Raw genomic sequence first — 19,511 nt, 5'->3', positions numbered from 1 at the left:
GTTGATAGGCCGGATATGGAAGCACGGTAACGTGTGGAGTTGACCGGTACTAATAGGCCGAGGGCTTGTCCTCAGTTGCTCGCGTCCACTGTGTTGGTTCTGAAACCACGAACAGCCCCATGCCAGGTCACGGTATGGTGCGGCAGTTTACAGTTTCATAGTGTTTCGGTGGTTTTAGCGTTAGGGAAACGCCCGGTTACATTCCGAACCCGGAAGCTAAGCCTTTCAGCGCCGATGGTACTGCAGGGGGGACCCTGTGGGAGAGTAGGACGCCGCCGAACAATCATTGAAAGAAAACCCCGTGCCATTCGGCACGGGGTTTTCTGCGTTTAAGGTCGTTACATGAACTACGATCTCGTCATCTTCGACAACGATGGTGTACTCGTCGACAGTGAGCCCATCTCCAACCGGCTGCTGGCCGCGTATCTCACCGAGCTCGGGCACCCGACCTCGTACGAGGAGTCCATTCGGGACTACATGGGGTCGGCGATGCACCGAATTCATGAGCTGGTTCTCGAGCGGACGGGACAGCGGTTGCCGGAGAGCTTCGACGACGTCTTTCACGCCCGGGTGTTCGCGGCGTTCGAGAAGGAGCTCGTGGCTGTGGCCGGGGCCTCCGGCGTCCTGGAGAAGCTCGCCGCGGACGGGGTGCCGTACTGCGTGGCCTCGTCCGGGAGCCATGAGCGGATTCGGGTGGGGCATCGGACAACCGGGCTCGATCGGTGGTTCGACGAGGGGCGGATCTTCAGCTCGCAGGACGTCGGGCGGGGGAAGCCGGCTCCCGATCTGTTCCTGTACGCCGCCGAGCGCATGGGGGTCGCGCCGGAGCGGTGTGTCGTCGTCGAGGACAGTCCGCTGGGGGTGCGGGCGGCGGTCGCGGCCGGGATGGACGTGTACGGGTTCATCGCCATGACTCCGGCGGAGAGGCTCGCCGGCGCCACCCGGCTCTTCTCCGACATGGGGGAGCTGGCCGATCTGCTGGTGTGAGCCCGTGGAAGATGAGGCAAATTCATCTTTGGCTGGATCTACCCACGGGTAAGCCGGGGCCCTACGCTCGCCGCCATGACTGATGTGCTGCGGCGCGGCAGAGGTTCGTTGGCGTTCAGCTTTTTCGTGCAGGGGGTCGCCTTCGCTCTGCTCGTGACGCGGATCCCGGCCATCCAGGACCGGTACGGGGTTTCCGACGCGCTGCTGCCCGCCTTTCTGGCCGCCGTGCCGATCCTCGCCGGCGTCGGGAGCGTCAGCACCGAGCGGCTGGTGAAGCGGGTGCCGCCGAGCCGGCTGCTGCGGTGGTCCCAGCCCGTGGTGCTGCTGGCGCTGCTCGGGGTCGGTGCCGGGGAGCGGATGGTGGAGCTGGGGGTGGCGCTCGCGGCGTTCGGGCTCGCCGTCGGGGTGCTGGACGCGTCGATGAACATGCTCGGGGTGAGCCTGCAGCGGGCGTACGGGCGCAGCATCATCCTCAGTTTTCACGCGGTCTACAGCCTGGGCGGGATCGTCGGGGCCTCGCTGGCGTGGGTGGGGGCGCACTGGGATCTGGCGTTGTGGGTGTCGTATCTGCCGGTCGTGCTGGCGCTGTTGCCGGCTGTGCTGGTGGGGAGCCGGTGGTATGTCGACGGCGGCGATCGGGGCCCGGTGGCGGAGTCCGGGATGGAGGGGAAGGCGGGCGAGGGGCAGGCCCTCGCGTTCAAGTTGCTGTTGCCGCTGTGTCTGGTGATGACCGTCGCGTACATCGGGGACTCGACGGTCTCCAACTGGAGTGCGAAGTATCTGCAGGACGTGCTGGGCAGCTCGGAGCAGATGGCGACGGTGCCGTACAACGTGTACATGGTCACCACGCTGCTGGGGCGGGCGTTGGGGGACTTCGGGGTGCGGCGGTTCGGGGCGGTCGCGGTGGTGCGGGCCGGGGCGCTGGTCGCGGCGGGTGGGTTCGCCGTGGTGGCGGGGGCTCCTGGGGCGTGGGTCGGGATGCTGGGGTTCACGCTGCTGGGGCTGGGGTTGTGTGTGCTGGTGCCGCAGACGTTCGCGGCGGCCGGCAGATTGTTCCCGGGGGCTTCGGACGCGGCCGTCGCGCGGCTGAATGTCTTCAACTATGTGGGGTTCTTGATCGGTTCGCCGCTGGTGGGCGCGCTCGGTGATCTGTGGAGTTATCGCGGGGCCATGCTCGTGCCGATGGTGTTGGTGCTGGTGACGCTGGTGTACGCCCGTTCGTTCGCCGCTCAACCGGACCGATACGGTGGCGGGCATGAGCGGCCGCACACAGCTGATGTGGGACGAGGCAGTAACGGGCTATGACTTTGGTCCCGGGCATCCGATGGACCCGGTCCGGCTCGCGCTGACCCGGAGACTGGTCGACGCCTTCGGGCTGGACCGTGAGGTGGAGGTGGTCGCCGCGAAGGCGGCCGGGGAGTCGACGCTGCGGCTCGTCCACCGGGAGGACTACATCGAGGCGGTGAAGGCCGCGTCGGCCGATCCGGGCGCGGCGGACCAGTCGTACGGGCTGGGGACGATGGACGATCCGGCCTTCGCGGGGATGCATGAGGTGTCGTCGCTGATCGCCGGGCAGTCGGTGGGGGCGGCGGAGGCCGTGTGGCGTGGAGAGACGCCGCACGCGGTGAACTTCGCGGGCGGGCTGCATCACGCGATGCCCGGTGGTGCGTCCGGGTTCTGCATCTACAACGACGCGTCGCTGGCGATCGCCCGGCTGCTGGAGCTCGGGGCCGAGCGGGTCGCCTACATCGACGTCGACGTGCATCACGGGGACGGGGTGCAGGCGGCGTTCTGGGACGACCCGCGGGTGCTGACGATCTCGCTGCACGAGCATCCCCGGACGCTGTTCCCGCAGACCGGGTGGCCGGAGGAGACCGGGGCGGACTCCGCGGAGGGCTCGGCGGTGAATGTGGCGCTGCCGGCCGGGACCGGGGACGCCGGGTGGCTGCGGGCGTTCCATTCCGTGGTGCCGGAGCTGATCGCCGATTTCCGGCCGCAGGTGCTGGTGACGCAGCACGGGGCCGATACGCACTTCGAGGATCCGCTCGCGCATCTGGCCGTGTCGCTGGACGCGCAGCGGGCGGTGCAGCTGGCCTGTCACGACCTGGCGCACGAGTACGCCGACGGTCGGTGGGTGGCCCTTGGCGGGGGCGGCTACGCGGTGGTGGACGTCGTACCGAGGTCGTGGACGCATCTGGTCGCGATCGCGGCGCACCGGGAGGTGGAGCCCGAGGCGGTGATCCCCGAGGGGTGGCGGCAGGAAGTGTTCGCGCGGACACGGCAGTTGGCCCCGGCGCGGATGACGGACGGGCGCTGGCCCGTGGAGTGGACCGGCTGGGAAGCGGGGTACGACCCGGCGGACCGGCTGGACCAGGCGGTGCTGGCGGCCCGGCGGGCGGTGTTCCCGCTGCGGGGGCTGCTGCCGGGGTGAGGCGCCCCTGGTGGGCCTGGTAGGCCGACCGAGCGGTGTTCGCCGGTTCCCGGGACAGGTGAGGCCCTGGTCGCGGACGATCTTCTCGTGCTGACCCCCGAAGTTCTTCGTACGCACCTGGTGGGTGCACGCCTCGCCGGTACCGTGGCCACATCGCGTGAGGAGAGCCTGCGCAGCTACCGGCTCTTCGCTGCCCGGGACCCCCGTGTGCTGCTCGGCATCGATCCCGAAGGGGCTTGGAAGCAGCGGGAATTGATCGAGCTGATGGCGGACAGGTGCGGGGTTTCGGCCGATTCTCGGAGGACTTCCGGCCAGGACGTGATCGATCCGCAGCGGACGGTGGCCGCGCTGGACACCTTCGCGGACCGTCTCGCCGATGTCGCCCGGCGGGGTGCTCCGGTGCTTCTCGGTACCGGGCACCCGCATCGGCTGCTCGGCTTCTACGCCGCTCTGGCAGACGCGCTGTCGGCGGCGGGGTGTGCGGTTCTCACCCCCGCGCAGGGTCGCTGTGTCGACATAACGACCCGGTTCGGCCTACGTACGTACAACCTCGACTACGTACGAGGAGTCGCGTTGGTGCGGGCGCCCGGGGTGGAACGCCCCGGTTGTGAGCCCGGCGCACATACGCACTCACCGCTCCCGGTTCGTACCGCGCTGGCCGCTGCGGCGGAGGCCGGCGGGCCCCTGCCCGAGCTGGTGATCGGGGATCACGGGTGGGTCTGCGGGGCAGGTCAGCTGGGGTTCGAGGCCATCGGGCCGGCCGATACGGACGACCCCGCCCCGTTCGTCGGGCAGGCGGAGGGGTCCGTGTCCGTCGTCGTTCCACTTGATGACGGCGTGCGATCTGATTACTACCTGCCGCTTACCCGCTACGTACTCAATCGGGCGTGTCTGTCACAGTAGGCCGTTGATGGGTGCACCTCTTCCCCACTCGCATCACTGGCCCCTACATTGGGGAGTGAGCACGCAGCGACGAAGAGTCACCGGAAGGGGAAGCCGGTGGCCGTCGAGTGCGGAAGGTTCAGGTGTGTCATGGCTGCAGCTGGCGAGAGGCCTCTGAACGAGGTTCAGTTCCTTACCGTGGCGGAAGTCGCCTCGGTGATGCGAGTGTCGAAGATGACCGTGTACCGGCTGGTGCACAGCGGTCATCTGCCCGCGATCCGTGTGGGGCGGTCTTTCCGCGTCCCGGAGCAAGCGGTTCACGAGTACCTCCGCGAGAGTTACGTGGGGGTGGAAACCGCCTGACGGCTGGGGCGGGGTGATCCCTCACAGGGCACTCGGGATCACCCTGGCCCCCTCGATTACGACCTCAGCGCTCGGGCGGGTAGGCTAGCCCCTCGTAGGTCGTATGGGCCCATGGCGCCCAGCACCGAGTGATGAGAAGTGAGCGAGGGTAGTCGTGGGCTCTGTTATCAAGAAGCGGCGCAAGCGGATGGCCAAGAAGAAGCACCGCAAGCTGCTCAAGCGCACGCGCGTTCAGCGTCGCAACAAGAAGTAGGTTCGCGACGCGGACGCCGCGAGAGCGTCGTTGTGGCCCCCCACCCACTGGTGGGGGGCCACACGTGTATCGCCACGTAAGTCCGGCCGCTTCCCGTCACTTCGCGCATCGGGCGGTCATCACAGCGCAACACCGAACCGCTAAGTTGGCCCCACGGGGGAACGCGGCGGGGACAAGAGGTTGTGGAAGGAAGGCGCTGATCTTGGGCAAGGTCGTGCTCGTGACCGGAGTGGCCCGCCAGCTGGGGGGCCGGTTCGTGAGGCGGATCCAGCGGGACCCCGAGGTGGACCGGGTGATCGCCGTGGACGCGGTGCCGCCCGAGCACCATCTGGGCGGCGCGGATTTCGTCCAGGCCGACATCCGGCAGCCCACGATCGCCCGGGTGCTCGCCGAGACGGCCGCCGACACGATCGTCCACCTCGACGTGACGGGCACACCGCTGGGCAGCGGCAACCGGGCCTCCCTGAAGGAGACCAACGTCATCGGCACCATGCAGCTGCTCGGTGCCTGCCAGAAGTCCCCGGCCGTGCAGCGGCTGGTCGTGAAGTCCAGCACCAACGTCTACGGCTCCGCGCCCCGCGACCCGGCCGTCTTCACCGAGACGACCCCGCCCAAGTCCCTGCCCAGCGGCGGCTTCGCCAAGGACACGGTGGAGGTCGAGGGCTACGTCCGCGGCTTCGCGCGCCGCCGGCCCGACGTGGCCGTGTGCGTGCCGCGGTTCGCCAACATCCTCGGCCCGACCGCGGACACCCCGCTCGCCTCGTACTTCGCGCTGCCGGTCCTGCCGACCGTGTTCGGCTACGACCCCAGGCTGCAGTTCGTGCACGAGGACGATGTGATCGAGGTGCTGCGGATCGCCTCCCACGAGCCCCGGCGGGGCACGCTCAACAGCGGCACCTTCAACATCGCCGGCGACGGCGTCCTGCTGCTCTCCCAGTGCTCCCGGCGCCTGGGGCGCCCCACCGTGCCGCTGCCGCTCCCGGCCGTCACCTGGGCGGGCTCGCTGGTGCGTACGCTGGGGGTGACGGACTTCTCGCCCGAGCAGATCCGGCTGCTCACCCACGGCCGGGTCGTGGCCACGGGCCAGATGCGCGAAACGCTGGGATTCCAGCCCAAGTACACGACCGCGGAAACGTTCGCGGACTTCGCCCGCAGCCAGGGACCCGGACTTCTTCCGCCGGAGGCCCTTGCGGGGGCCGTCGACCGGATCGCCGCACTGCCCCTCGCGGGCGACGGCCACCCCCCGACGCAGAGCGCCAACTGAGGAGCGCATCAACGATGGCGGATGCCAAGGTCATTCCGTTCGATGACGACCGGTCCCGCGGAAGCGCCGTGCAGCGCCCCCAGCGGCGCCGGAGCGCGGGGAACCGCCGCTCGGGCACGGAGTCGCCGCCGGTCCGTGAGGTGCAGCCCCTGCCCACCAGGGCTGTTCCGCAGGATGATGTTCCTGTGACTTCTGAGGAGCAGCCGCCTGAGCGGTCCCAGGACGGCGACGGCGGTCTGGAACGGCGGATCGCGGGCGGGCTCGCGTTCCTGCGCCGGCGACTCACCGGGGACTACGAGGTCGACGACTTCGGCTACGACGAGGAGCTCACCGACCAGGTCCTGATGTCCCTGCTGCGCCCGTTGTACGACAAGTACTTCCGGGTCGAGGTGAAGGGCATCGAGAACATCCCGTCCGAGGGCGGCGCCCTGATCGTCGCCAACCACTCGGGCACGCTGCCGATGGACGGCCTGATGATGCAGGTCGCCGTGCACGACAACCATCCGGCGGGACGGCATCTGCGCCTGCTCGCCGCCGATCTGGTGTTCATGCTGCCGGTGGTCAACGAACTGGCCCGCAAGCTCGGCCACACCCTGGCCTGTGCCGAGGACGCGGCACGGCTGCTGGAGCAGGGCGAACTGGTCGGGGTGATGCCGGAGGGCTTCAAGGGCCTCGGCAAGCCCTTCGCGGACCGGTACAAGCTCCAGCGCTTCGGCCGCGGGGGTTTCGTCTCGACGGCGCTGCGCGCAGGGACGCCGATCGTCCCCTGCTCGATCGTCGGGGCCGAGGAGATCTACCCGATGATCGGCAACGCCAAGACGGTCGCCCGCCTGCTGGGCTTTCCGTACTTCCCGGTCACGCCCACGTTCCCCTGGCTCGGACCGCTCGGCGCGATTCCACTGCCGACCAAGTGGACGATCCAGTTCGGCGAGCCGATCCGCACGGACGGCTATCCGCCGGAGGCGGCCGAGGACCCGATGCTGATGTTCAACCTGACCGATCAGGTCAGGGAGCAGATCCAGCACACGCTGTACAAGCTGCTGGTGCAGCGGCGGTCGGTCTTCTTCTGATGCTTCGCCTACGGCGCTGGGCGCCCCGCACAGGGGCGCCCAGCGCCGTCTAGCGTGCGTCCTCGCCGTCGATGCCCAGACCGGGCAGCAAGCCGGGCAGCAGCGGTGGGAGCGTCACATCCGGCTTGGGTACGGCCGGGCTGCCTTCCGCGGACGGGGAGGTGCTCGCGTCGCTGTCCTTCGGCGGGTCGAGCAGGCCGCCGGTGCTGCCGCCGAGCAGGCCGTCGCTGTCGCTGCCGGAGCCGGCCGAGCGGCTGGGGCTGCCGCTGCTTCCGCCGGTGCCGCCCTTGTCGGTGCGCCCGCTGCCGCTCTTGCCGGGCTGGGCCGACCGGTCGGTGGCGGAGGAGCCGGTGGAGGCCGACTCGGAGGCGCCTCGGTGCTTGCCTTCGCCGCCGTTCTTCGCCGGGGGCTCGGGGAGCAGGGAGCGCAGCGGGGCGACATCCTCCTCTATGGCGTCGAACACCGACGACACCTGGTCGCTGACGTCCCCGAGCTGGACGGGGAGCCTCTCGCGCAGTTCGCCCCAGGCCTCGCGGTGGGAGCGGGAGAACGCCGACAGGGCCTGGATGGGGCCCAGGGAATCCGGGTCGTGCTCGTACGCCTCGCTGAGCAGCCGGTGGCCTTCCGACGCGTCGTGCCGCATGCCGGACAGGGCGCGGCGGATCTCGCCCAGGGACTCGTGGTCCAGGGGGCCGCTGCGGCCGCGCTCCATCAGGCGGCGGGCTTCGCTGAGCCGGGTGGAGGCGTGGTCGAGGTAGACCCGGCCGCGCTCGTCGGCGCTGTCGGCGAGGCCGAGTTTCACGTCCTCGATGCCGCGCTTGAGGCCGTAGAGCGAATCGCCGGGCAGGGCGTCGGAGCTGGCGGCGGAGACTCCGCCGAAGGCGCTCGCGGCCACTCCGACACTGAGTCCGCCCGCGGTGAGGCCCTTGGCGAGCCGGGAACGCGGCCGGAATTTCTTCAGTGAGCCGGCGCGGTGGGCGCCACGGGAGCGCTGTCCTGGGACCGCTCGGTCTGTCGCCCCGCCTCCTGCGGTGCCCTCCTGGAGCATGGCCTCGAACGCGGCCACCAGCTGGGCCCGCTGGACGACCTTGACCTCAGGGTCGAGCTCCGGCTTGGGCAGCGCGTCGAGACCGGAGGCCAGCGCCGTCAGGCGTGCCGGTTCGGTCTGTTCCGCGGGTGCCGGGGCTGGTGCCGAACCTTCGGGCTGCTCGGCCGCCGTGCCCTGCTCGGACTGCTCCTCCAGGGCCTGGGCGAAGGCGTTCGCCCGCCGGTGTGCCGATACGTTCGCGATCACTGGCGGCACCTCCTCTCGTCATGACGGTCGACTCCCCAGGGGGTCCTGAGGGTTGCACACCCTGACCTCAACCACACGATCGAGTGATCGGGGTCGGCCAGGGGTGACCACAGGGAGCCTGCATCCCTCACAACGAGCGGCGCGGCACTTGGGTTACGGACCCCGGCTGATCGGATGCGGAAGTCAACGGACTGTCACGGAACGTGAGTTGGATGTCGCCGAGCGTGCGGGCCGGTCAGCGGGCGTCTTCCGGGAGGAGCCGGGCGAGAGTGCGGACGGCCCGGTACTGGAGGGTCTTGATGGCGCCCTCGTTCTTGCCCATCACGCGGGCGGTCTCGGCGACGGAGAGGCCCTGGAGGAAGCGGAGTGTCACGCACTCCTGCTGCTGGGGGTTGAGCCGCCGTACGGCGTCGAGCAGGGCGGCGTTGGAGAGGGACTCCAGGACGGAGTCCTCGGGGGAGCGCTCGACCTCGTTGGCGTCGAGCATCTCGCCGGTGGTGACCTCGAGGCGGAAGCGGCTGGACTTGAAGTGGTCCGCGACGAGGTTGCGGGCGATGGTGACCAGCCAGGCGCCGAAGTCGCGGCCCTGCCAGGTGAACGTGCCGATGCGGCGCAGGGCTCGCAGAAAGGTCTCGCTGGTGAGGTCCTCGGCTGTCGCCTTTCCTCCGACCCGGTAGTAGATGTACCGGTACACGGTGTCGCTGTACTGGTCGTAGAGACGGCCGAAGGCGTCGGCCTCGCCGGCCTGGGCGCGCTCCACCAGGTCCATCATGCGGGCGCTGTCGCTGTCCGCCGCGGGCCGTCGGGCGGTGGCCCCGCCGGACGGGCGCCCTCGTCTGCCGACCGCGGCGCTGCCGTCGGCCAGTGCATAGCAAGGGCCTACGGGTGCGGCGGTGGCGAATGCGGGGACGGCGTACGCGGTGGGGACGAAGCCGCGCAACAGGTCGAGGACCGTTGCGCGCAGCGTAGCCAGGCCCGAGGCGTCAACCCCGACGTGTGGGTACACGGGACTCCCAGAGGCAGAGCTTCCATCACGTGCAGTGCGGGACCTTTCACCCGTCGTAGCGACGGAGGGGTACCGGTTTGCGTCTGAGGAGAATAACGCTTCGTGCAGGCTCTGCTACACCGAGTTGCTCAAATCATCGATTACGTCGCTTCCGTAACCGATTGACACCGGATCAAGTGCCGGATTGTGAACAGTTGTTGATCGGAAGGGTTCGGATTGCGGCTGAGTCCAGGGCGTGTTGTGGCCGTGTGCAGCCAAGAGGACTGGATACGAGGTTTTGGGGGTACGCCAGTTGGATTTACGGGCGTTGTCATCCCGCAAACGATGGTGTCCCGGATTGATCGGGTCGTCAGCGACGACGTCGGTGCAGGGCGATCGCGGCCGCCGTGCCGCCCGCCACGGCCCCCACGCCGGCCGCGGCGGGGATGCCGACCTTGGCCGCCTTGCGGCCCGTGCGGTAGTCGCGCAGGCGCCAGTCCAGCTGGCGGGCGTGCCTGCGCAGCTTGGAGTCCGGGTTGATGGCGTAGGGGTGGCCGACCAGGGACAGCATCGGGATGTCGTTGTGCGAGTCGCTGTAGGCGGCGCAGCGGGTCAGGTCCAGGCCCTCCGCCGCGGCCAGCGCGCGGACCGCCTCGGCCTTCGCGGGGCCGTGCAGCGGTTCGCCGACGAGCTTGCCCGTGTAGACGCCGTCGACCGACTCGGCGACCGTGCCCAGTGCGCCGGTCAGGCCCAGGCGGCGGGCGATGACCTGGGCGATCTCGACGGGGGCAGCCGTCACCAGCCAGACCCTCTGGCCCGCGTCCAGGTGGGCCTCGGCGAGGGCGCGGGTGCCGGGCCAGATGCGCTCGGCCATGTACTCGTCGTAGATCTCCTCACCGATCGACTGGAGTTCGGCGACGCGGTGGCCCTTGACGATCGACAGCGCCGAGTCGCGGGCCTCCTGCATGTGCTCGGGGTCCTCGACCCCGGCCAGCCGGAACCACGCCTGCTGCCAGGCGAACTTCGCGAGGTCGCGGGTCTCGAAGAACTTCCGCTTGTACAGGCCCCGCCCGAAGTGGAAGAGCGCGGCGCCCTGCATGACGGTGTTGTCCAGGTCGAAGAAGGCGGCGGCCTGGTCGTCGCCGTGGACCGGGAACTGCGGTTCCTCGGTCGTGCCGGAAGCTTCCTGCGTGGATTTGCGGGCTGCCTCCGCCGAGGCCTCGCCTGCCAAAACGCTCCGCGCCGTGGCGGAGCGCCTACGGGGAGTGAGCCATCCGAGAGCGGCCATGGCGTGAGCATAGCCAGTTTGTTCGGGGGTTCCGGAGTCGAGAGGTTTGGAGCCTGTGAACTCTCGGCGAGCGTGTCGTTAAAGATGCCGCTGGAGGAGCAGGGGCCGGCGCGTCCCGGGCGCGCGACAATGGCCGACATGAGTCCCCTCTTTCGCCGCACACCCCCTCGGGACCGGCTCGTCACCCTGATCCGCAAGCCCGGATGTCATCTGTGTGATGACGCACAGGTCGTTGTGGAGAAGGTGTGCGGTGATCTCGGAGTCCCCTGGGAGCAGAAGGACATCACCGAGGATCGGGAACTGCACGACCGGTACTGGGAGCAGATCCCGGTTGTGCTGGTGGACGGCAGGCAGCACACGTTCTGGCGCGTGAACGAGGGGCGCCTGCGCAAGGCCCTGACCGACTGAGTCCGGCCGCTGAGCGACTGACCGAGCAGTCCAAAGCGGCCGTAAGGGTCGCTTAGGATCGAGGGTGACTGGTCTCGGGGGCGGGATACACAGAGGAGAGTGTGCGGTTTTGCCCCCAGAAGCGAAGGAACGACGGCGCTTGTGCGCCGGTTCCCCGGGAGTGCGCCGGGGGCGCGTGAGCCCGGTCACGTTGGGCGGGCAAAACGGACACCATCTTTGTGCACGCGTTCACAAAGACATAGCCTGCTTTCGACGGGGCGGTCATGTAGGGACGTATGACCGCCTACAGCCCCGCTCTACCCGCAGGAGCACCGTGGCAACTGGCCGAACTCACCGACCGGCGACCCGCAGCCGAGGGATTCCCGAGGCCACCGTCGCCCGGCTTCCGCTGTATCTCCGCGCGCTGACCGCGCTGTCGGAGCGCTCGGTACCCACGGTCTCCTCCGAGGAGCTCGCGGCCGCCGCGGGGGTCAACTCCGCGAAGCTGCGCAAGGACTTCTCGTACCTGGGGTCGTACGGCACGAGGGGTGTCGGCTACGACGTCGAGTATCTCGTCTACCAGATCTCCCGCGAACTGGGCCTCACCCAGGACTGGCCGGTTGTGATCGTCGGTATCGGTAACCTCGGCGCCGCGCTCGCCAACTACGGCGGGTTCGCCTCCCGCGGCTTCCGGGTCGCCGCGCTGATCGACGCCGACCCGGCCATGGCCGGCAAGCCCGTCGCCGGTATCCCCGTGCAGCACTCCGACGACCTGGAGAAGATCATCCAGGACAACGGCGTGTCGATCGGTGTCATCGCCACCCCCGCCGGTGCCGCCCAGGCGGTCTGCGAGCGGCTCGTGGCCGCCGGTGTCACCTCCATCCTGAACTTCGCGCCGACCGTGCTGTCCGTCCCGGACGGGGTCGACGTGCGCAAGGTCGACCTCTCCATCGAGCTGCAGATCCTCGCCTTCCACGAGCAGCGCAAGGCCGGCGAGGAGGCCGCCGCCTCCGACGGGGGCGCCCCGGCCGTCGCCGCCCGCAGCGAGTCCGCCGACCAGGGGCCTGACGGGGACATGCCCGCCGTGATGCCGGCATGAGCCTTCTCGTCGTCGGACTCAGCCACCGCAGCGCCCCGGTCAGCGTCCTGGAGCGGGCCTCGCTGAGCGCGGACGCGCAGGTCAAGCTGCTGCAGGACACGGTCGCCGCCGAGCCGGCCACCGAGGCCGCGGTGCTCGCCACCTGCAACCGCATCGAGCTCTACGCCGACGTGGACAAGTTCCACGCCGGTGTCGCCGAGCTGTCCACGCTGCTCGCCCAGCACAGCGGGGTCGGCCTCGAGGAGCTCACCCCCTATCTCTACGTGCACTACGAGGACCGGGCCGTCCACCACCTGTTCTCGGTGGCCTGCGGGCTGGACTCGATGGTCGTCGGCGAGGGACAGATCCTCGGCCAGATCAAGGACTCCCTGGCCCGGGCCCAGGACCTGCACTCCGCGGGCCGCCTGCTGAACGACCTGTTCCAGCAGGCCCTGCGGGTCGGCAAGCGCGCCCACTCCGAGACCGGCATCGACCGCGCGGGGCAGTCCCTGGTCACCTTCGGCCTGGAGCAGCTGGCGCAGGGCGGTGACATACAGGAATGGGCCCGGGGCAAGAAGGCCCTGGTCATCGGGGCCGGTTCGATGTCCTCCCTGGCGGCGGCGACGCTCGCGCGTGCCGGTGTCGCCGAGGTCGTCGTCGCCAACCGGACCTTCGACCGGGCCGAGCGCCTCGCCCGGATCCTCATGGAGGGCGACGACACGGACGTGGCGGCCCGCGCGGTCCCGATGGAATCGGTGCCGGCCGAGCTGACACGTGCCGACGTCGCCGTCTCCTGTACCGGCGCGACCGGCCTGGTCCTGACCGCCGAGGCGGTCGCTGCCGCCGCCGTGGAGGGCCGTACGGCCGCGCCCTGGTCCGTGGCCGAGGACGAGCCGGATCGTTCGTCCGGGCCGGGCGCCGGGCAGGACGACCTGCCGGCCACCAGCCTCGGCAACGAGGACGGCTGTCCGCTGGACCTGGCCTCCGTGCAGAACACCGCGGGATTCTCCGTGCTGGGCGAGGCGGCCGTGGCCGGGATGGCCGCCGCCGATCTCGAACAGCACGCGGCATGGGTGGACAACGGCGCGGTGGGCGGCGCCCAGCGGACGGCGGGCGCACCGGCGAGGCCGGGGACGATCGACCCGCTCGACCCCGCCCCGGACGCCGACGCCATCGCCGCGCTCGCCGCGACCGTGGCCACCGTCGGGCGGATCCCCGAGCGGCGCCGGCCCGAGCCGGTCGAGGAGCCGCCGCGGCCGCAGCCCGTGCTCTTCCTGCTGGACCTGGCGATGCCGCGCGACATAGACGCGGCCGTGCACCGGCTGGCCGGCGTGCGGCTGGTGGACATCGAGTCGCTGGCGGAAGCCTCCGCGGGCGCTCCGATGGCTGCCGATGTGGACCAGGTCCGGCGTATCGTCTCCGACGAGGTCGCGGCCTTCGGGGCAGCACTGCGGGCCGCGCACATCACACCGACCGTGGTCGCCCTGCGCACCATGGCCGCCGATGTCGTGGCAGGCGAGATCGCCCGGCTGGACGGAAGGCTGCCCGGCCTCGACGACAAGCACCGCGCGGAGATCACCCAGACCGTGCGGCGCGTGGTCGACAAACTGCTGCACGCGCCGACCGTCCGGGTCAAGCAGCTCGCGGCCGAGCCCGGCGGCGCCGGGTACGCGGACGCGCTGCGGACCCTGTTCGACCTCGACCCCGAGACGGTGGCCGCCGTCTCCCGCGCCGAGGACAGCACTACCGAGAAGAACCGAGGGCCGGCATGAACGACACGCGGGAGCCGCGGGGACGCGCCGCACCGGCTGAAGCGTCCCCGCGTCGAGCGGATGAAGCAGGGGCACTACGGCTCGGTACCCGCCGGAGCAGGCTCGCCATGGCCCAGTCCGGGCAGGTGGCCGAGGCCGTGACCCGGGTGACCGGGCGGCCCGTGGAGCTCGTCGAGATCACCACGTACGGCGACACCTCGCGCGAGCAGCTCGCCCAGATCGGCGGCACCGGCGTGTTCGTGACCGCCCTGCGCGACGCGCTGCTCAAGGGCGAGGTCGACTTCGCGGTGCACTCGCTGAAGGACCTGCCGACCGCGCAGCCCGACGACCTGGTCGTGGCGGCCGTACCCGTGCGGGAGGACCCGCGGGACGTGATCGTCGCCCGGGACGCGCTGAAGTTCACCGACCTGCCGAGCGGGGCCCGCATCGGTACGGGTTCGCCGCGCCGCATGGCCCAGCTCAACTCGTACGCGCGCGGCCACGGACTGGACATAGCGACGGTCCCGATCCGCGGCAACGTCGACACCCGGATCGGATACGTGCGGGGCGGTGAGCTCGACGCCGTCGTGCTGGCCGCCGCCGGACTGAACCGGATCGGCCGCGGTGACGAAGTGACCGACTTCCTGTCGGTCGACACGGTTTTGCCCGCCCCCGGCCAGGGGGCTCTCGCGATCGAGTGTGCCGCAGACAACGCGGACCTCGTCGCCGCGCTCGCCGAACTCGACGACCCGTTCACGCGGGTCGCCGTGACGGCCGAGCGGTCACTGCTCGCCGCCCTGGAGGCCGGCTGCAGCGCTCCCGTGGGCGCTTTGGCCGACTTGCTGGCCGACGGGCAGATTGTCAAGGAAATGCGCCTGCGCGCCGCCGTCGGTACGACCGACGGCACGCGCATGGTGCAGCTGTCCACCACCGGTCCCGTGCCCGAGACGCACGACGGGGCAATGGCGCTCGGTCGCGAACTCGCGGCCGAGATGCTCGCCCAGGGCGCGGCCGGTCTGATGGGGGAGCGAGCACATTGAGCCCCACCACCCTTTCCGCCGGTCCTGAACACGGGCACGTCACCTTCCTGGGTGCCGGACCCGGAGATCCGGGACTGCTAACTCTGCGCGCCGTAGAGGCGCTGGCGAGCGCGGACGTTCTCGTCGCCGAGCACGAGGTGCTCGACGTCGTACGTCAGCACGCCAGGCAGGGCGTCTCCGAGGTGCACACGGATTCGGATCCTTCCCAGGATCCGGCGCCGGGCACAGGGACGCCCCAGCTGACGGTAGTTGACGGCACGTCAACCACCGCCGCGGCCCCCGCGGTGCGGGATGCCGCACATCTTGTCATGGAGGCCGCGCGGGGCGGCAGGCGGGTCGTGCGTGCGGTGTCCGGTGACCCGGGCCTCGACACGTACGCCGCCGAGGAGATGCTGGCGTGCGCCGCCGCCGGGGTGCCCTTCGAGGTCGTCCCCGGTATCGCGAGCGCCGTCGGTGTGCCCGCGTACGCCGGTGTGCCGCTGCGGGACGCGCAGGGCGCGGACGTGCGGTTCGTGGACGCCCGGACGGCGTCGGACCGGTGCTGGACGGAGGTCGGGGCGTCGGACGGCACGGTGGTCGTGTCCACCACGCTGGACTCCGTCGCCGCGGCGGCCGGCGAGCTGGTCTCCGCGGGCCGCAAGCCGGACACCCCGATGACGGTCACCGTCGCCGGTACGACCACCCGGCAGCGCACCTGGACCGCCACGCTCGGCACGATCGCGCAGACGCTGAAGCAGGCCAAGGTGCTGCCCTCGCCGGACGGCGGCCGGCCGGTGATAGCCGTGGTCGGTGAGCGTTCCGCGGCCGCCCAGCGCGACCAGCTCGCGTGGTTCGAGTCCAAGCCGATGTTCGGCTGGAAGGTGCTCGTGCCGCGCACGAAGGAGCAGGCGGCGTCGCTCTCCGACCAGCTGCGGTCGTACGGTGCCGTGCCGCACGAGGTGCCGACCATCGCCGTCGAGCCGCCGCGCACGCCCCAGCAGATGGAGCGGGCGGTCAAGGGCCTCGTGACGGGCCGCTACGAGTGGATCGCCTTCACCTCGGTGAACGCGGTCAAGGCCGTGCGGGAGAAGTTCGAGGAGTACGGGCTCGACGCCCGGGCCTTCGCCGGGATCAAGGTCGCGGCGGTGGGCGAGCAGACGGCCAAGGCGCTGATCGCCTTCGGCGTGAAGCCGGACCTGGTGCCGAGCGGAGAGCAGAGCGCCGCCGGTCTGCTGGAGGACTGGCCGCCGTACGACCCGGTCTTCGACCCGATCGACCGGGTGTTCCTGCCGCGGGCCGACATCGCCACGGAGACGCTGGTCGCCGGGCTGATCGAGCTGGGCTGGGAGGTCGACGACGTCACGGCCTACCGGACCGTGCGGGCCTCGCCGCCTCCGGCGGAGACGCGCGAGGCGATCAAGGGCGGCGGGTTCGACGCCGTGCTGTTCACGTCGTCGTCGACCGTGCGGAACCTGGTCGGTATCGCCGGCAAGCCGCACAACGTGACCGTGATCGCGTGTATCGGCCCGGCCACGGCGAAGACCGCCGAGGAGCACGGGCTCCGGGTGGACGTCATGGCGCCCGAGCCGTCCGTGCACAAGCTGGCCGAGGCGCTGGCCGACTTCGGCGCGAAGCGCAGAGCCGCCGCTGTCGAGGCCGGGGACGCGGTCACCCGGCCGAGCGAACGGCGGCCGGGGGCGCGGCGGCGGCGTTCGACGACGTGAATCCGAGCCGGTAGGGCGACGGCGGACCGAGGATGTGGGCTGCGGCTACGCGGGAGTCACCGCGTGGCCGTAGCGCAGCAGGTTCGCCGGGTCGTAGGTGGCCTTGTCGTGGCGTAGGCGTGCGTAGACCTCCGGGGTCCAGGCGCGGGCGATGTCCTGTTCGTCGCCCGGGGTGCCGTGGATGTTGACCATGGTGCGGCCCGTCCCGTAGGGGGCCATCGCGCTGTAGAGCCGTGCCGTCGCCTGTTCGAGGGCCTCGGCGGCGGGCGGGGCGGCCAGGATGCCGACCGAGTCGACGAAGTACTGGGCGTCGCGGGAGCAGACGGCGTCCTCGACGGCGGACGGGCGGGCCATCGCGCCGCCCATATGACGTACCTCGACCATCAGCAGGGGATAGTCGGCACCGGCCGTGGGGCCGGCCTGCTCCAGGAACGTGCGGATGGCGTCGGGGGTCAGGTCGCGCAGGAGCAGGCAGGACTCCCTCGCGGGGAGCGGGTCCTGGGGTTCCATGTGGATTCGGTCCAGGGCCGCGTGGTCCATGACCTCGACCGTGTCGACGGCCACGGGGGCGGCTGCGCGGAGCGGTGCGATCAGGGCCTCGCCCTCGGCCGGGAGGCCGGGCCAGGCGATCGCCACGCGGGCCCAGAAGCCGCCGCGCAGGGGCTCCGGGATCTGGGGGATCGGTGGGAGGCGCAGGATCGTGAACGCGCTGCACATCTCGTCCGGGACGGTGCGGGTCCAGTCCGCCCAGGTGTGGAGGAGAGCTTCCGTGTGCTCGCCCGGGCAGTAGATGCCGCCGCCGTAGAGGCGGGGGAGGGGGAGCAGGTCGGTCACGAGCGAGGTGACGACGCCTACGTTGCCCTTGCCGCCGCGCAGGGCCCAGAACAGTTCCGGTTCGTGCTCGGGGTCCGTCTCGCGCAGCAGGCCGTCCGGGGTGACGACCTGGAAGGAACGGACCAGGTCGGCGGCGTAGCCGTAGGCGCGGCCGAGGACCGGGAGTCCGCCGCCGAGGGTGTAGCCGATGACGCCCGCGTCCGTGGAGGTGCCGCTGAGGCCGGCCAGGCCGTGGGGGGCGGCCGCGGCCATGACGTGGCTCCACTTCGCGCCCGCGGCGATGGTGGCGGTGCGGGAGGTGGGGTCTATCCGCACGTCGGTCATGCGGGCGGTGTTGATCAACAGGCCCTGTTCGATGGGGAAGTTGGCGCCGTGGCCGGTCGCCTGGACGGCTACGGGGGTGTCGGTGGCCTTCGCCCAGCGCATGGCGGTGACGATGTCGTCGGGGCCGGTGGCTCCTATGACGATGTCGGGGGTGTGCAGGGCGGCCAGGTTGAAGCCGGTGACTTCGTCGGCGTAGGCGGGGTCGCCGGGGCGTAGGACCGGGCCGTGTATGTCCGACAGGGCGAAGAGGTCGGGAATGTGGTGGGGGGCGGTCATCGCGTCCTCCGTGGATGGGCGTACGGAGGGACGGCGGCGGCGGGGTGGTGGGGCCAGGCCGTCGGGGTCCTTGTCCTTTGATTTCAGGATGGACCTGGGTGGGTGGGGGCGCATTGTGGGGCTGTGGACTTCGGGTGCTCGGCGTTGGGGCTGAGGGCGGGGAGTTTCGCAGCCCGGCGTGGCGGGGTGCCGCCTCTTTGGGACGGGCGCCGCCCTCAGCGGCACGATTGCCCGCGGTTTACGCGACAGGGCGTCGGCATCGGGACGTTTTGGGCGGGCGTAGCGTAGGTGGCATGACGACGTACGGATCTTTTCCCGGTACTCGGCCGCGGCGTTTGCGGAGTAACCCCGTCATGCGTCGGATGGTCGCCGAGACCCGGCTCCACCCCGCCGATTTCATCCTTCCGGCCTTCGTGCGCGAGGGCGTCAGTGAGCCGGTGCCGATCGGGGCCATGCCCGGGGTCGTGCAGCACACGCGGGACAGTCTGAAGAAGGCCGCCGCGGAGGCGGTCGCGGCGGGGGTCTCCGGGATCATGCTGTTCGGCGTGCCGGAGGAGTCGAAGAAGGACGGCCTCGGGACGCCGGGCACCGACCCGGACGGGATTCTGCAGGTCGCCCTCCGGGACGTGCGGGCCGAAGTGGGGGACGACCTGCTGGTCATGGCCGATCTGTGTCTCGACGAGACGACCGACCACGGGCACTGCGGGGTGCTGGACTCCGAGGGGCGGGTCGACAACGACGCGACCCTGGAGCGGTACGCCGAGATGGCCCAGGTCCAGGCCGACGCCGGGGCCCATGTGGTCGGCCCCAGCGGGATGATGGACGGGCAGGTCGGAGTCATCCGTGACGCCCTCGACCAGATCGGGCGGGAGGATGTCGCCATCCTCGCCTACACCGTGAAGTACGCCTCCGCGTTCTACGGGCCCTTCCGGGAGGCCGTCGGCTCGTCCCTGCAGGGGGACCGGAAGACCTATCAGCAGGACCCCGGCAATGTGCGGGAGTCCCTGCGGGAGCTGGCCCTCGATATCGAGGAGGGCGCCGACATGGTGATGGTCAAGCCGGCCGGGCCCTACCTGGACATCCTCGCCCGGGTCGCGGACGCCTCGGACGTGCCCGTCGCCGCGTATCAGATCTCCGGCGAGTACTCGATGATCGAGGCCGCCGCCGAGAGGGGCTGGATCGACCGGGACCGGGCGATCATGGAGTCCCTGACCGGCATCCGGCGGGCCGGTGCGCGGAACATCCTCACCTACTGGGCCACCGAAGCGGCCCAGAAGCTCAAGGAGCAGTAGGTCAAGGAG

Annotated in this window: 18 protein-coding genes and 1 rRNA gene; 15 read left to right on the top strand and 4 right to left on the bottom strand. The window is 70.6% G+C overall.

From position 1 onward, the window contains the following. Positions 1–164: 164 nt before the first annotated feature. The 9 genes from rrf to ACZ58V_RS06935 all read left to right on the top strand — a co-directional run bounded on the left by rrf (position 165) and on the right by ACZ58V_RS06935 (position 7,250). Positions 165–281 (top strand): 5S ribosomal RNA (gene rrf / locus ACZ58V_RS06975). A 61-nt stretch (positions 282–342) separates the two neighbouring features. Next, entirely contained in the window at positions 343–987 is a 645-nt protein-coding gene (locus tag ACZ58V_RS06970; RefSeq protein WP_471288704.1) for an HAD family hydrolase, read from the top strand. A 75-nt stretch (positions 988–1,062) separates the two neighbouring features. Then, the gene (locus ACZ58V_RS06965) at positions 1,063–2,292 is read left to right on the top strand and encodes an MFS transporter (protein ID WP_471288701.1); all 1,230 of its coding nucleotides are present in this window, start codon (positions 1,063–1,065) and stop codon (positions 2,290–2,292) included. Then, on the top strand, positions 2,243–3,418 hold the full coding sequence (locus ACZ58V_RS06960) for an acetoin utilization protein AcuC (protein ID WP_468186262.1): 1,176 nt from the start codon (positions 2,243–2,245) through the stop codon (positions 3,416–3,418). Before ACZ58V_RS06965 ends, ACZ58V_RS06960 begins: the two co-directional genes overlap by 50 nt. Positions 3,419–3,505: 87 nt before the next feature. Further along, positions 3,506–4,321, top strand: coding sequence for a phosphatase (locus tag ACZ58V_RS06955; protein WP_468186265.1), 816 nt, complete (start codon positions 3,506–3,508; stop codon positions 4,319–4,321). A 129-nt stretch (positions 4,322–4,450) separates the two neighbouring features. After that, entirely contained in the window at positions 4,451–4,663 is a 213-nt protein-coding gene (locus ACZ58V_RS06950) for a helix-turn-helix domain-containing protein (RefSeq protein ID WP_004984898.1), read from the top strand. Between the two features lie 154 nt (positions 4,664–4,817). Then, positions 4,818–4,916 carry a 30S ribosomal protein bS22 gene (locus ACZ58V_RS06945; protein WP_003948845.1) on the top strand — a complete coding sequence of 33 codons (99 nt, stop codon included), beginning with the start codon at positions 4,818–4,820 and terminating at the stop codon, positions 4,914–4,916. A 202-nt stretch (positions 4,917–5,118) separates the two neighbouring features. After that, entirely contained in the window at positions 5,119–6,180 is a 1,062-nt protein-coding gene (locus tag ACZ58V_RS06940; RefSeq protein WP_189728252.1) for an NAD-dependent epimerase/dehydratase family protein, read from the top strand. A gap of 14 nt (positions 6,181–6,194) precedes the next feature. Further along, positions 6,195–7,250, top strand: coding sequence for a lysophospholipid acyltransferase family protein (locus tag ACZ58V_RS06935; protein WP_468186270.1), 1,056 nt, complete (start codon positions 6,195–6,197; stop codon positions 7,248–7,250). A 49-nt stretch (positions 7,251–7,299) separates the two neighbouring features. Here the strand turns inward: ACZ58V_RS06935 and ACZ58V_RS06930 are convergent, their stop codons facing one another. The 3 genes from ACZ58V_RS06930 to ACZ58V_RS06920 all read right to left on the bottom strand — a co-directional run bounded on the left by ACZ58V_RS06930 (position 7,300) and on the right by ACZ58V_RS06920 (position 10,817). Further along, complete coding sequence (locus tag ACZ58V_RS06930; RefSeq protein WP_471288698.1) at positions 7,300–8,544, bottom strand: DUF5667 domain-containing protein; 1,245 nt, start codon at positions 8,542–8,544, stop codon at positions 7,300–7,302. A gap of 235 nt (positions 8,545–8,779) precedes the next feature. Then, entirely contained in the window at positions 8,780–9,550 is a 771-nt protein-coding gene (locus tag ACZ58V_RS06925) for an ECF subfamily RNA polymerase sigma factor, BldN family (protein WP_193482582.1), read from the bottom strand. 349 nt (positions 9,551–9,899) lie between these two features. Further along, entirely contained in the window at positions 9,900–10,817 is a 918-nt protein-coding gene (locus ACZ58V_RS06920; RefSeq protein ID WP_468186276.1) for an HAD family hydrolase, read from the bottom strand. A gap of 129 nt (positions 10,818–10,946) precedes the next feature. On the opposite strand from ACZ58V_RS06920, the gene ACZ58V_RS06915 reads away from it, so the two are divergent. From ACZ58V_RS06915 to ACZ58V_RS06895, 5 genes are all read left to right on the top strand, one after another. After that, the gene (locus tag ACZ58V_RS06915; protein WP_468188228.1) at positions 10,947–11,225 is read left to right on the top strand and encodes a glutaredoxin family protein; all 279 of its coding nucleotides are present in this window, start codon (positions 10,947–10,949) and stop codon (positions 11,223–11,225) included. A 313-nt stretch (positions 11,226–11,538) separates the two neighbouring features. Continuing rightward, complete coding sequence (locus ACZ58V_RS06910; RefSeq protein ID WP_468186279.1) at positions 11,539–12,303, top strand: redox-sensing transcriptional repressor Rex; 765 nt, start codon at positions 11,539–11,541, stop codon at positions 12,301–12,303. Beyond that, the gene (locus ACZ58V_RS06905; protein ID WP_471288695.1) at positions 12,300–14,054 is read left to right on the top strand and encodes a glutamyl-tRNA reductase; all 1,755 of its coding nucleotides are present in this window, start codon (positions 12,300–12,302) and stop codon (positions 14,052–14,054) included. The genes ACZ58V_RS06910 and ACZ58V_RS06905 overlap by 4 nt, the downstream gene beginning before the upstream one ends. Then, on the top strand, positions 14,051–15,073 hold the full coding sequence (gene hemC, locus ACZ58V_RS06900; RefSeq protein ID WP_468186284.1) for a hydroxymethylbilane synthase: 1,023 nt from the start codon (positions 14,051–14,053) through the stop codon (positions 15,071–15,073). The genes ACZ58V_RS06905 and hemC overlap by 4 nt, the downstream gene beginning before the upstream one ends. Then, the gene (locus ACZ58V_RS06895) at positions 15,070–16,776 is read left to right on the top strand and encodes a bifunctional uroporphyrinogen-III C-methyltransferase/uroporphyrinogen-III synthase (protein WP_468186288.1); all 1,707 of its coding nucleotides are present in this window, start codon (positions 15,070–15,072) and stop codon (positions 16,774–16,776) included. The genes hemC and ACZ58V_RS06895 overlap by 4 nt, the downstream gene beginning before the upstream one ends. A 45-nt stretch (positions 16,777–16,821) precedes the next feature. On the opposite strand, the gene ACZ58V_RS06890 is transcribed toward ACZ58V_RS06895, so the two are convergent. After that, entirely contained in the window at positions 16,822–18,210 is a 1,389-nt protein-coding gene (locus tag ACZ58V_RS06890; protein WP_468186291.1) for an FAD-binding oxidoreductase, read from the bottom strand. A gap of 293 nt (positions 18,211–18,503) precedes the next feature. Here ACZ58V_RS06890 and hemB point away from each other — a divergent pair, with 293 nt between their 5' ends. Then, a complete protein-coding gene (gene hemB, locus ACZ58V_RS06885) occupies positions 18,504–19,502 on the top strand; it encodes a porphobilinogen synthase (protein ID WP_468186294.1) in 999 nt (332 codons plus the stop codon). Positions 19,503–19,511 lie beyond the last annotated feature (9 nt).

This window comes from Streptomyces sp. NPDC040589, assembly GCF_055594445.1.
Note: the sequence above shows the minus strand (reverse complement) of the source record. Positions and strands in the feature narration are given on the sequence as shown.

Bases quoted from the DNA above. Each gene is read 5' to 3' on its own strand.
- ACZ58V_RS06950 (WP_004984898.1), top strand. From the start codon at position 4,451: ATGGCTGCAGCTGGCGAGAGGCCTCTGAACGAGGTTCAGTTCCTTACC.
- ACZ58V_RS06970 (WP_471288704.1), top strand. From the start codon at position 343: ATGAACTACGATCTCGTCATCTTCGACAACGATGGTGTACTCGTCGAC.
- ACZ58V_RS06920 (WP_468186276.1), bottom strand. From the start codon at position 10,817: ATGGCCGCTCTCGGATGGCTCACTCCCCGTAGGCGCTCCGCCACGGCG.
- ACZ58V_RS06915 (WP_468188228.1), top strand. From the start codon at position 10,947: ATGGCCGACATGAGTCCCCTCTTTCGCCGCACACCCCCTCGGGACCGG.
- ACZ58V_RS06935 (WP_468186270.1), top strand. From the start codon at position 6,195: ATGGCGGATGCCAAGGTCATTCCGTTCGATGACGACCGGTCCCGCGGA.
- ACZ58V_RS06905 (WP_471288695.1), top strand. From the start codon at position 12,300: ATGAGCCTTCTCGTCGTCGGACTCAGCCACCGCAGCGCCCCGGTCAGC.
- hemB (WP_468186294.1), top strand. From the start codon at position 18,504: ATGACGACGTACGGATCTTTTCCCGGTACTCGGCCGCGGCGTTTGCGG.
- ACZ58V_RS06965 (WP_471288701.1), top strand. From the start codon at position 1,063: ATGACTGATGTGCTGCGGCGCGGCAGAGGTTCGTTGGCGTTCAGCTTT.
- ACZ58V_RS06890 (WP_468186291.1), bottom strand. From the start codon at position 18,210: ATGACCGCCCCCCACCACATTCCCGACCTCTTCGCCCTGTCGGACATA.
- hemC (WP_468186284.1), top strand. From the start codon at position 14,051: ATGAACGACACGCGGGAGCCGCGGGGACGCGCCGCACCGGCTGAAGCG.
- ACZ58V_RS06960 (WP_468186262.1), top strand. From the start codon at position 2,243: ATGAGCGGCCGCACACAGCTGATGTGGGACGAGGCAGTAACGGGCTAT.